This window comes from Anaerococcus provencensis, assembly GCF_000312365.2.
In the GTDB taxonomy this organism is placed as follows: domain Bacteria; phylum Bacillota; class Clostridia; order Tissierellales; family Peptoniphilaceae; genus Anaerococcus; species Anaerococcus provencensis.
In genome coordinates, this window is record NZ_HG003691.1 from 67,941 (window position 1) to 80,407 (window position 12,467).

The 12,467-nt window shown below is 36.1% G+C and carries 7 protein-coding genes and 1 pseudogene; 3 read left to right on the forward strand and 5 right to left on the reverse strand.

Translation table 11 applies throughout. The features are described from left to right. Positions 1-41: 41 nt before the first annotated feature. The 4 genes from BN38_RS10480 to BN38_RS10495 all read right to left on the reverse strand — a co-directional run bounded on the left by BN38_RS10480 (position 42) and on the right by BN38_RS10495 (position 3,227). On the reverse strand, positions 42-287 hold the full coding sequence (locus BN38_RS10480) for a hypothetical protein (protein WP_044567691.1): 246 nt from the start codon (positions 285-287) through the stop codon (positions 42-44). 26 nt (positions 288-313) lie between these two features. Then, positions 314-568, reverse strand: a complete 255-nt coding sequence (locus BN38_RS10485) for a zinc ribbon domain-containing protein (protein ID WP_044567694.1) — start codon at positions 566-568, stop codon at positions 314-316. A 9-nt stretch (positions 569-577) separates the two neighbouring features. Then, entirely contained in the window at positions 578-2,476 is a 1,899-nt protein-coding gene (locus BN38_RS10490; protein WP_044567696.1) for a fructose-bisphosphatase class III, read from the reverse strand. A gap of 64 nt (positions 2,477-2,540) precedes the next feature. Next, positions 2,541-3,227: a hypothetical protein gene (locus BN38_RS10495; RefSeq protein ID WP_044567698.1), complete on the reverse strand. Its 687-nt coding sequence runs from the start codon at positions 3,225-3,227 to the stop codon at positions 2,541-2,543. Positions 3,228-3,359: 132 nt separating this feature from the next. On the opposite strand from BN38_RS10495, the gene BN38_RS10500 reads away from it, so the two are divergent. The 3 genes from BN38_RS10500 to rpoC all read left to right on the forward strand — a co-directional run bounded on the left by BN38_RS10500 (position 3,360) and on the right by rpoC (position 11,355). Next, on the forward strand, positions 3,360-3,866 hold the full coding sequence (locus tag BN38_RS10500; protein ID WP_044567700.1) for a nitroreductase family protein: 507 nt from the start codon (positions 3,360-3,362) through the stop codon (positions 3,864-3,866). 134 nt (positions 3,867-4,000) lie between these two features. Beyond that, a complete protein-coding gene (rpoB, locus tag BN38_RS10505) occupies positions 4,001-7,783 on the forward strand; it encodes a DNA-directed RNA polymerase subunit beta (protein WP_044567702.1) in 3,783 nt (1,260 codons plus the stop codon). A gap of 8 nt (positions 7,784-7,791) precedes the next feature. Beyond that, entirely contained in the window at positions 7,792-11,355 is a 3,564-nt protein-coding gene (gene rpoC / locus BN38_RS10510) for a DNA-directed RNA polymerase subunit beta' (protein ID WP_044567704.1), read from the forward strand. Positions 11,356-11,433: 78 nt separating this feature from the next. Here rpoC and BN38_RS10515 read toward each other — a convergent pair. After that, a pseudogene (locus BN38_RS10515) lies at positions 11,434-12,364 on the reverse strand (IS30 family transposase). Positions 12,365-12,467: the final 103 nt, after the last annotated feature.

Here is a 12,467-nt window from a genome sequence, read left to right on the forward strand (position 1 = left end):
TTTAAAAGACGTTGGTAGATGATTTTCTACCAACGTCTTTTTTAATTAATTTCTTTGCCACAATTTCTGCAAGTTTTTCTAAAGTAATCATTTCTTTTTATCTGGTGCTTGCAGTGGGGGCATTTAAAGAAAATTTTCTCAATTATAATTGTGATTATAAATATAATTAGAAAAATTATTATTGAATACCATGATAGCCTTCCCTTGTTTAGCAAGTCAAAGATTAAAATAGCAAGGCCAATAAAGCCTAAGATTAGATTTAATTGGCTAGCTTTTTTTAAATTCACTTATAGCTCCTTTATCAAAAATTAATCTAAAATTTAGAAATATCTTTGCCACAGTGTGGGCAATATTTAGCTGGTTTTAGTAAATAATCATTAATTAGACTATTGCAATATGGACACTTATTGGCAGCAAAATACAATATAATACCAACAACAGCAAGTAATATAGCTAGAACTATATTCCAAGTGATACTTGTAGCAAAGGGATTATTAAAGGCGAAAATTAAAATCAAAGCCACAATCCACAAGGCTATAGATATTAGGTTATAGTGTTTTCTTTTCATTATTAACTCCTATAGATTGTCGTAATTTTCCAATAGTTTTTCAAGAACATTGATTCTTTCTTGGATAGTTTTGCCTTCGTCAGTATCTTTGATTAGCATCCTTGGATGAAGGACTTCGACTTCTCTAATATTTGGCTTGTAAGAACTTACCTCATCTGTGATGGATTCGTAATTGCTGTGCTCTGCCAGGGAAACTGAGTGGGAGTTAAAGACTAAAGTGTATCCTGCTATGCCGGTTTTGGCTTGGTAAGGTTTGGATATGCCACCGTCTATTACATATAGTTTTCCTTTTGCCTTTACTGGACTGTCTCCTTTTTTGGTTTTTACAGGGACGTGTCCGTTTATGATTCTTCTTCTGTCACTTTTGACTTCAAATTCGTCCAAAATCATATCTACAATTTCTTCCTTGTTGCAAAGTGAGAAATATGGGTTGTAGACTTCTTCTCTTAGTTTCTTGTCATCTACAAATAAATTTTCAAAGTATGAAAATTGAGATTTGCCAAAAATAGGGGAATATTTGCCATTAAAGAGATACCAGATAAAGTCTATGGAGTATTCGTCGTTTTTGTAGTAAGCATCACGAGTGATTTTTTCAAGCTTATCCATAAGGCTCTTGCCACAATATTTTTTGCCCTTTATTTCAATTTCTGTGAAAGATCCATCTTCATTTAGTGGAATACAACCATGGAATAACAAAGAACCATTTTCTACTTTGTATAAGCTTCCGTTTTCGTATAAGAACTTTATGTGCTTGTTTAATTTCACACTGCGTTTAAAATCTTTTTGTAGGGTAGATATTACACATTTTTCCTCTTCTGTTAGTCTTAGAGGATCCTCTGGATCTACTGTAGGAAGATTTATATCTTTTAGGGCCACACCCTTGTAGGTCATGTTTTTGTAGTCTATATGTCTTAGGAAGTTCCTATCATCCATATTAAACTCTGGATTTCTTTCTAGGAGTTTGCCGTCAAGTTTGTATCTTATTATAGAAATTGCCTTAAACATCTTTGCAGCAACTTCATCGTTTATATTGTCATATAAGTTTTTGTCAAAAACCCTTGGCATGAATATCTCTGCTGGATCATCGCCGTATGTTGTCATAGCGAATTCATACAAAGGTCTAAGATTTATCCCATAACCATCTTCTAGCATATCAAAGTTGCTGTATTGGATGGCATTTGCAAGGCAGGCAGCTGTTAGAGCCTTATTGCCACAAACTGCCCCCATCCATTCTATGTCATGGTTGCCCCATTGAATATCAATATTTGGGAACCCTATAAGTTCATCTATAATGACCTGAGGAGCAGGTCCTCTATCAAATATATCACCAACAACATGTAGTTTGTCGACGCTAATTCTTTGGATAAAAGTTGAAATTAGTATAATAAAATCTTTACCGGCCCCATACTTTACAACATTTTCTACGAGTTTATCATAGTAGGTTTTCTTGTTGTATTCGGAATCGTTGGTATAGAGCAACTCATCTACTATCGGTGAGAATAAGTCACCGAATTTTTCCTTTACATAGTCTTTGGCGTACTTGGTCGATACAAATCTAAATAAGCTTATGAGCCTGTGGATATTGATAGTTAGGAAATCTTCTGTAAGCTCGTTTTTTAATTCCAATTCGTGCAAGACTTCTTTTGGATTATAAACAAGTTCGGTCAGCCTATCTTGTTCTTCTTTAAGCAAGGTATCGCCAAAGTTTATGGATGTTTTTTCCCTGATATTGCCTGATGCAGACTTTAATAGTTGCAAAAATGCACTTGCCTCACCGTGGATGTCAGAGAAAAAATACTCAGTTCCTTTTGGTAGGTATAGTTTTGAACTAAGGGAAATTAGTTCGTTTCTTACTTCTCTTTTTGAATTGTAGTTCTCTTTTAATAATTTGTAATAACTTTCATCCATTTTTATATCCTTTTTTTATTTTATTGTTCTTCTCCTACATTATTTTTTATATCCTTTTTTTATTTTATTGTTCTTCTCCTACATTATTTTCTTTCTTCTTTGCTATTCGTACTGTTTGCCCCTGGTCTTTATTTGTTTTTGGACTGCTTTCATAAACCATCTTTTTATCTTTTTCCAAAAGTTGGTAGTTAGAGTCACTTGTCTTCATTTTGCTTGTATCGTCAATTTTTATTTTATCGTTATTTGCTTTTACTACGTCATTTTTATTTTCAAACTCAATATATTCTTTAGGTTTGACATCTTCTTCTAGGATATGCTCATCTTCATAAGCACCTCTTGATTTTGCAATAAGTCCCAAGATTGAATTTATAACAATTAGTGCGTTTAGGGCCATAATAATGTAAATAAGGATTGTCTTTGTATCTCTTAACATTACAAATATGAAGGCGTCGATTATTATAAAAATAAGGGCGAAGCATAGGTTTGATATGTGGTATTTGCCGGTGGTCCCTGCCTTAAAGATGTGTCTTGTGATTATGACATTAATTATAAAACTAAGCGCAAAAATCCCGATTAATATTGCTTTTATAAGTCCTTTTGCTATATTAGGAAATCCTGCTATATCAACTGCAGCCATCAGAAGGTTGACATCAACTAGGGCTACAAAAGCTATGGCTAGCAAAAAAACAATTGTAACTACCGATCTAAAAATACCGGTAATAGTAGAAAATAATTTAACTAATTCTTTCATAAGTCCTCCGTTACTTTTATTATAACATAAATAGGAATTATTTAGAGTAAAAATATTAATTTGTGGTATAATTAAAATTTATACTCGAAAAGCTAGATCTTGTTTGTATAGTAATAGTAAAGTGAGGTATTTATGGATTTTTATGATGTATTAAGTAAACGTGTTTCTACAAGAAAGTTCACAGATGAAAAAATAAGTGAGGAGGATATAAAAATACTCCTTGATGCTGCAAACAAAGCCCCTATTGCCATGGGCCAATACGATAGCTCAAGGCTTACAGTTATAGAGGATAGGGATCTTATCAAAGAGATTAGCCAGGAGTACAAAGACTTTACAGGCAAGGATAGTGATGCTCTTTATAATGCTCCTGTCTTTATAATTTTCTCATCCAACAAAGACAACACATCCAAGTACGAGGATGCAGGCAGCGTTTTGGAAAATATTAGTCTTGCAGCAACTAGCCTAGACCTAGGATCTTGCTATATCAGAGGCCTAGTCAACAAGCTAGGAAATGAGGCCAAATACATAGATAAGCTTATGCTAGATAGGGGATACTATCCAGTTAGTGGTATTATAATTGGCCATAGCCAAGATCTGCTACAGGGCAAAGAGCATAAGATATTGACAAATCATATTTGACAAAACCCTGGATTAGATGGTATAATTAAGTATTGCTAGAAATCTAATCATATAGATTTTATTCATTCATAAAGGCTAATTTTCTTAGCCTTTTGTGTTTTTATTGTGTTTTTATAGTGAAGGAGTTTTAATTAATGGCCCAATATCACAAAGAGTATTTTGGAAAAACTGAGCGTGTGAGTTTTTCTAAATTCCCTCAAGTCTTAGATTTACCTAATTTGCTAAAAGTTCAGAAAGATTCCTATGATTGGTTCCTTAAAGAAGGTCTTGGAGAAATCCTAGAGGATATTTCACCTATTGAGGACTACAATGGCAATCTTATTCTTGAATTTGTTGGATATGAATTTGATGATGAAACAAAATATTCTATCCAAGAAGCAAAGTATAAGGATACAACTTATTCAAGAGATTTGAAGGTTAAAGCTAGACTTATTAATAAGGAAACAGAAGAAGTTAAGGAACAAGAAGTTTTCATGGGAGATTTCCCAATGATGACAGATTCAGCAACTTTTGTAATAAACGGTGCTGAAAGGGTAATAGTTAGCCAACTTGTTAGAAGCCCTGGCGTTTATTATGCAGAAGAAACTGACAAATCAGGTGATAAGCTTTATTCTTCAACTGTTATACCAAATAGGGGTGCTTGGATAGAATTTGATACAGATGCAAGCCATACTGTAAATGTTCGCCTTGATAGAACAAGAAAGCTTCCAGCAACTACTTTAGTTCGTGCCCTATTATTTGAAAGTGATGATGAGATTATAAGAGCCCTTGGCGATACTCCTCATCTTAGAACAACCCTAGAAAAAGAAAATTCTGAGACTAGCGAAGAAGCGCTAATCGAAATATATAGAAAATTAAAACCAGGAGATCCTGCAAGTTTAGAGTCTTCTCAAAATCTCATCAACAACCTATTGTTTGATGATAGAAGATATGATTTGGCAAAAGTTGGTAGGTACAAATACAACCTAAAACTAGCTTTGTGGCCAAGAATTGAAGGAAGAATTGCAGCAAGTGATGTAATCGATGGTGAAACTGGAGAAGTTTTCGTTAAAGAAGGCGAAACTATCGACAGAGCTACTGCTATAGCAATCGAAAATGCTGGTATAAATTCAGTTGATATCAAAAAATTAAATAACGATGGCGAAGACCAAATTTTAAGAATAGTGGGCAACCACTTTGTTGATATAAATTCTTTTGAAGAACTTCATGATGTAGACTATGACGTAGATGAATTCTCAGAAAAAGTATACTATCCAGTTATGAGAGAAATAATTGATAGTGCAAGTGATAATGAAGAAATTCTTGACATGATGATTAAGAGAAAGAAAGAATTATCACCAAAGAATATCACTCGTAGCGATCTTCTTGCCATAGTAAACTACCAATTCAACCTATTTGAAGGCATTGGTGAAGTTGATGACATCGACCACTTAGGAAATCGTAGGGTTCGTGGTGTTGGTGAACTACTTCAAAACCAATTTAGAGTAGGTCTTGCTCGTATGGAAAGAGTTGTTCGTGAGAGAATGACAACTCAAGATCCAGATCTTGCTACACCTCAAGGACTTATCAACATAAAACCTGTTACAGCAGTTATCAAAGAATTCTTTGGTTCATCCCAACTTTCACAATTCATGGACCAAACAAACCCAATGAGCGAGCTAACTCACAAGAGAAGACTATCAGCTCTTGGACCAGGTGGTTTGTCTAGAGACCGTGCGGGCGTTGAAGTCCGTGACGTTCACGATTCCCACTATGGTAGGATTTGTCCAATAGAGACTCCAGAAGGACCAAACATCGGTCTTATCACATCTCTTACAACCTATGCTAGAATCAACAAATATGGTTTTATAGAAACACCATATAGGATTGTAAAAGAAGGTGGTTATGTAACAGATGAGATAGATTACTTAACAGCAGATATCGAAGACTCATATATCATAGCCCAAGCCAACGAGCCTCTTGATGATGAAGATAGATTTATAAACGAAAGAGTTTCAGGTCGTGGTTTAAATGGTGAAAATGATATTTACCCTAGAGAAAAAATCCAATACATGGACGTTTCTCCTCAACAGATTGTATCTGTAGGAGCATCACTAATCCCATTCTTGGAAAATGACGACTCTACTCGTGCCCTCATGGGTGCCAACATGCAACGTCAGGCAGTGCCATTACTAAAATCAGAAGCTCCAATTATAGCAACTGGTATAGAACATAGAGCTGCAAAAGACTCTGGTGTTTGTGTGGTTTCAAGAAATGCAGGAAAAGTTGTTTATGTAGGTGATCAAACTATCAAAGTCAAAAGAGACAGCGATGGAGAGATAGAAACATACAATTTATTAAAATTTGAAAGAGCAAACCAAGGTACAACCATCAACCAAAGACCAATAGTAAAACTTGATGACCACGTTGAAGCAAATGAAATCCTTGCAGATGGTCCATCAACAGAAAATGGAGAACTTGCCCTTGGTAAAAATATACTAATAGCCTTTACAACATGGGAAGGTTACAACTTCGAAGATGCTATGCTTCTTAACGAAGAGCTTGTAATCGATGATGTCCTAACCTCAGTTCACATAGAAGAACACGAATGTGAAGCTCGTGAGACAAAACTTGGTGCAGAAGAAATTACCAAAGATATACCAAATGTCGGCGACGATATGAAGAAAAACCTTGACGAAAACGGGGTTATAAGAATCGGTGCTGAAGTAACATCTGGTGACATCCTAGTTGGTAAGGTATCACCAAAAGGTGAAACAGAACTTTCACCAGAAGAAAGACTACTACGTGCAATCTTTGGAGAAAAGGCTCGTGAAGTACGCGATACCAGTCTTAAAGTACCACATGGTGAACAAGGTATTGTCGTAGATGTAAAAGAATATGACAAAAAAGATGGAGACGAACTATCTCCAGGCGTTAACAAAGTAATAAGAGTTTATGTAGCAACCAAACGTAAGATCATGGTAGGGGATAAGATGTGCGGCCGCCATGGTAACAAGGGTGTCGTTTCTCGTATATTACCAAGAGAAGATATGCCTTTCTTACCAGATGGTACACCAGTACAAATCTGCCTAAACCCACTAGGTATCCCAAGCCGTATGAACCTTGGACAAGTACTAGAAGTTCACATGGGTCTTGCTGCAAGAACTATGGGCTGGAAAGTTGCAACACCAGTATTTGATGGGGCAATGGATACAGAAATAGAAGATGCTCTTGAAGAAGCAGCACTTAAGGCTCCATACATCAACAAAACAGGCAAAATCGAACTTCGTGATGGTCGTACAGGAGAAGCCTTTGAAAACCCTGTAACTGTAGGTGTCATGTACATGCTAAAACTTCACCACATGGTTGAAGAGAAAATCCACGCTAGATCAATTGGACCATACTCACTAGTAACCCAACAACCTCTTGGTGGTAAGGCACAATTTGGTGGCCAAAGATTTGGTGAAATGGAAGTGTGGGCTCTAGAAGCCTATGGTGCAAGCCATACCCTACAAGAAATCCTAACTGTTAAATCAGACGACGTTACTGGCCGTGTGAAAACTTACGAAGCCATAGTAAAAGGTGAAAACATCCCAGAACCAGGCACACCAGAATCATTCAAAGTACTAGTAAAAGAGCTACAATCACTAGCCTTGGATGTTGAATTGCTTGATGATGATGGATCAGTTATAGAAATAAAAGAAAATGTTGACGAACAAGATAGGTTTAGTCAAGTTGATAAAATAGATGCATCAAAGATTAAATCCCAAAGTAAATTATTAAGTCAAAACGCTGAAAAAGTTACAAATGAAAATACTGTAAAAGCTAGCGATGAAGAAAACATTGAATCTTCAGATGACTTATTAATAGAAAAAGAATTTGAAAATTTATATGAAGATTCTGAAAACGAAGGATTTAGCATTGAGGAAATAGAATAGGGAGATTTATGAGCGAATTACAAACTTTTGATGGGATGAGGATGAAAATCGCATCCCCTGAAAAAATCAGATCCTGGTCTCATGGTGAAGTTAAAAAACCAGAGACAATCAATTATAGAACCCTTAAACCAGAAAAAGATGGTCTATTTTGTGAAAAAATCTTTGGACCAACAAAAGATTATGAATGTTCTTGTGGTAAATACAAGAGAATCCGCTACAAGGGAGTAGTTTGTGAAAAATGTGGGGTTGAAGTAACCAAGGCAAAAGTTCGCCGTGAAAGAATGGGTCATATCGAACTTGCTGCTCCAGTTTCCCATATTTGGTACTTCAAAGGTATTCCATCAAAGATGGGTCTACTCTTGGATATGAGCCCAAGGATACTAGAAAAAATCCTATATTTTGCATCATATGTAGTAATCAACCCTGGTTCTACAGACCTAATGGTAAAACAAGATATCACAGAAAGTGAATACCAAGATACCTTAGAAAAATTCCCAGATGATACAGAATTTAGGGCTGCAATGGGAGCTGAAGCTGTAAAAGAACTTTTAGCAAACATTGACCTAGAAAAAGAATACGAAACCCTAATGAAAGAACTGGAAGATGCTACAGGTCAAAAGAAAGTTAGAATTTCTAGACGTCTAGAAGTTGTTGATGCCTTTATGACTAGTGGCAACCGTCCTGAATGGATGATATTAGATGTACTTCCAGTTATGCCACCAGAACTTAGACCAATGGTTCAACTTGAAGGTGGTAGATTTGCAACAAGTGACCTTAACGATCTTTATAGACGTGTAATCAACAGAAACAACAGACTAAAAAGACTTCTTGATATAGGAGCACCAGAAATTATCGTTCGTAACGAAAAAAGAATGCTCCAAGAAGCTGTCGATGCCCTAATTGACAATGGTCGTCGTGGACGAGCTGTAACAGGCGCATCAAACAGAAATATGAAGTCTCTATCAGACCTACTAAAAGGTAAATCTGGACGTTTCCGTCAAAACTTACTTGGTAAACGTGTAGACTATTCTGGTCGTTCGGTAATCGTAGTAGGCCCAGACCTTAAGTTTAACCAATGTGGTCTACCTCAAGAAATGGCTCTAGAACTATTTAAACCATTTATCATGAACAAGGTAGTAGATCGTGGCATGGCTCACAATCTTAAAGCTGCCAAAAAAATGGTAGAAAAGAAGGACCCTAGAGTATACGAAGTACTTGAAGAAGTAATCAAAGACCACCCAGTTTTACTAAACCGTGCCCCTACACTTCACAGACTTGGTATCCAAGCATTTGAACCAGTTCTAGTAGAAGGTAAGGCTATCAAATTACACCCACTAGCTTGTAACGCATTTAACGCCGACTTTGACGGGGACCAAATGGCTATCCACTTGCCACTATCAAACGAAGCACAAATCGAAGCAAGACTACTAATGATGTCAACAAACAACATCTTGGGTCTAAAAGATGGTAAACCAATCACAACTCCATCTCAAGATATGGTTCTTGGTGCATATTACCTAACAACTATCAAAGAAGGTGCCAAGGGCGAAGGTATGGTTTTTGAATCTACAAATGAGATGAAAAAAGCCCTTCTTGCAGGAGTTGTAGAATACCAAAGTAAAATTGGCGTTAGAATCAAAAAAGACGATGAAGATCCAGGCAAAATTGTAGAATCTTCTGTAGGTAGGTTTATCTACAACGAGGGAATTCCACAAGATTTAGGTTATGTAAACCGTAAGGAAGACCCATACTCACTTGAAATAAACCAAGTTGCAGACTCTGGAGTCCTAAAAGACATAGTTGATAGGTGCTTTAGAAAACACGGCAACATTAAGACAGCTGAAGTTCTAGACTACATCAAACAAACAGGATATAAATATTCAACCCTATCAGGACTTACAGTATCTATGGCTGACGTTAATATTCCAAAAGAAAAATGGGATATAATAGCAGAAGCAGATGCAGAAGTTGATAGATATGAAAAACTTTATAGACGTGGTCTTATCACAGATGATGAAAGATACGAAAAAGTTATCGATATCTGGAGAGTTACAACTGATAAAGTAACAGATGCTCTACTAACAGATCTTAGAGATGACAATAACATCAAGATATTTGCCGACTCTGGTGCCCGTGGTTCAACCAACCAAATCAGACAGCTAGGCGGTATGCGTGGTCTTATGAGTCAGGCCGATGGTAAGACAATAGAAATCCCAGTAAAGGCAAACTTCCGTGAAGGTCTTTCTGTACAAGAGTACTTTATATCTTCACACGGTTCACGTAAGGGACTTACAGATACAGCCCTACGTACAGCAGACTCTGGTTACCTAACCCGTCGTATGGTAGACATATCTCAAGACGTTATAGTAACAGAAGATGATTGCCATACAAATGGCTATGTCGAAGCCTATGAATTTAAAGATGGCAACGAATTAGTAGAAAATCTATACACTCGTATAGTTGGACGTACATCATTTGAAGATGTCAAAGATGAAAATGGAGAAATCCTAGCCCACAAAGACCAACTAATCGATGAGGATACAGCAGATAGAATAGTAGCAGCTGGCGTTAAAAAAGTAAAACTACGCTCAGTACTAGAATGTAAGGCAGAACACGGTGTTTGTGCAAAATGCTATGGTAGAAACCTTGCAACTGGTAAACCAGTAAATATTGGAGAAGCGGTGGGAATCATTGCTGCCCAATCAATCGGTGAACCAGGTACCCAGCTAACCATGCGTACCTTCCACTCAGGTGGTATAGCAGGTGTTGGAATCACATCAGGTCTTCCAAGGGTAGAAGAGTTATTTGAAGCTAGAAAACCTAAGGGACTTGCTTATATTGCAGAAAATAGTGGTACAGTAACACTTATCCAAAACGAGAAGAAAACTGACGTTGAAATCCTATCCGAAGATGGATATGCACAAAAATACAACATCCCATTCGGATCAAGAATCCTTGTTCACGATGGAGATGTAGTAGAAAAAGGTGACCAACTAACAGAAGGTTCCCTAGATCCACACGATGTACTAAATGTACTAGGAAAGATTGGTGTACAAAACTACATCACTAAAGAAGTACAAAAAGTATACCGAATCCAAGGTGTAGAAATCGACGACAGACACATAGAAGTAATTGCCCGTCAAATGCTTAAGAAAGTAAAAATAGACGAATCAGGAGATACAGAATTCCTACCAGGCTCACTACAAGAACGCAGAGAAGTTGATAGGATAAATGATCAAATGATAGAAGAAGGCAAGAAACCAGCAGAATATACCCAAGAACTTCTTGGTATAACAAAGGCATCTCTAGCAACAGATTCATGGTTATCAGCAGCATCCTTCCAAGAAACAACAAGAGTTCTTACAGATGCATCCATCAAAGGGAAAGTTGACGACCTAATGGGTCTAAAAGAAAATATAATCATAGGAAAACTAATACCAGCAGGAACTGGTATGAAACGCTACAACGACGTAGAAATCGACTATGAAACAAAAGAAGCAGAAGATGCACTCATAGCTCTTAACCTAAAAGAATTGGAAGAAAGAGAAGCAGAAGAAGAATATCAAAAATAGATATGATTTCATGAAAAGATCCAAAATTTTTCGATTTTGGGTCTTTTTGATAATGAATTGCAAATAATATTACGGCACCTAAACCAAACCAAATTCGTGCATAAATAAATCAAATGGGGTTTGATATTTTATACATTTTCTAGGTCTGGTATTAAGCTCCATTAAGTTTTTAACCAGTTCATTAATAGATATTTTAGATAAGTCGGTTTTCTTAGGATAATATTCTCTTAATAAACCATTAGAATTTTCGTTACTGCCTCTTTGCCATGCTGAATATGCATCAGCAAAATAAAAACTTATACCTCGTTTTTCAACATCTTCATAACAAGCAAATTCTTTGCCTCTGTCAGATGTGAATGTCTTTAAAGTTTCTATTGGTAAAGATTTTATTAACTTATCAATTGCCCCTAACATCGAATTTTTACTTCGATCTACCATGGGTAAGGCAATATAAAATCTAGTTTTTCTTTCTACAAATGTTGCTAGGCAACCTTTACTTTTACCTCTAGAGGATACAACTGTATCTAATTCCCAATGACCGAAAGTATTCCTTTTTTTGACTTCTTTAGGTCTTTTGTTTATTGATTTACCAATATTAAACTTACCTCTTGTTTCTTTTGGCTTTCTTGATTTTACTTTTCTTCTTAGCTCAGAAATATCAAAGTCTATAATCCCTGAATAAATCCAATTATATATTGTTTTAAAGCACACAATATCTTTGCATACAGTGTTTGCTATTTGCTCAGGAGACCACTTCTTATGAAGTTTTTCAGATGGATTTTGTGACATTATCATCAGCTTTTGATTTTCTTCCTTTAGATGATGATTTTTTTATCTTATCTCTTTGGGCATAGACAGCTTCATACTCATTATCACATCTTTTTAATTCTCTAGAAATTGTGGAGTGATGGAAACCTAAAATTATCGCTATTCTTCTAGAAGAATAGCCCTCTTTGTTTAGTAGCTCTATCTTATTTCTCTCATTTAGGGTAAGATGTTTATAACTCATATTGACCTCCGTGTGTGTTTTTGTCGTTATTAACATTTTACACGAAGTTAGTATGAGCTTTTTATATTGTTCTAGTGTCGCATTTGATTTTACAACCTATCGT

Bases quoted from the DNA above. Each gene is read 5' to 3' on its own strand.
- BN38_RS10495 (WP_044567698.1), bottom strand. From the start codon at position 3,227: ATGAAAGAATTAGTTAAATTATTTTCTACTATTACCGGTATTTTTAGA.
- BN38_RS10485 (WP_044567694.1), bottom strand. From the start codon at position 568: ATGAAAAGAAAACACTATAACCTAATATCTATAGCCTTGTGGATTGTG.
- rpoC (WP_044567704.1), top strand. From the start codon at position 7,792: ATGAGCGAATTACAAACTTTTGATGGGATGAGGATGAAAATCGCATCC.
- rpoB (WP_044567702.1), top strand. From the start codon at position 4,001: ATGGCCCAATATCACAAAGAGTATTTTGGAAAAACTGAGCGTGTGAGT.
- BN38_RS10500 (WP_044567700.1), top strand. From the start codon at position 3,360: ATGGATTTTTATGATGTATTAAGTAAACGTGTTTCTACAAGAAAGTTC.
- BN38_RS10490 (WP_044567696.1), bottom strand. From the start codon at position 2,476: ATGGATGAAAGTTATTACAAATTATTAAAAGAGAACTACAATTCAAAA.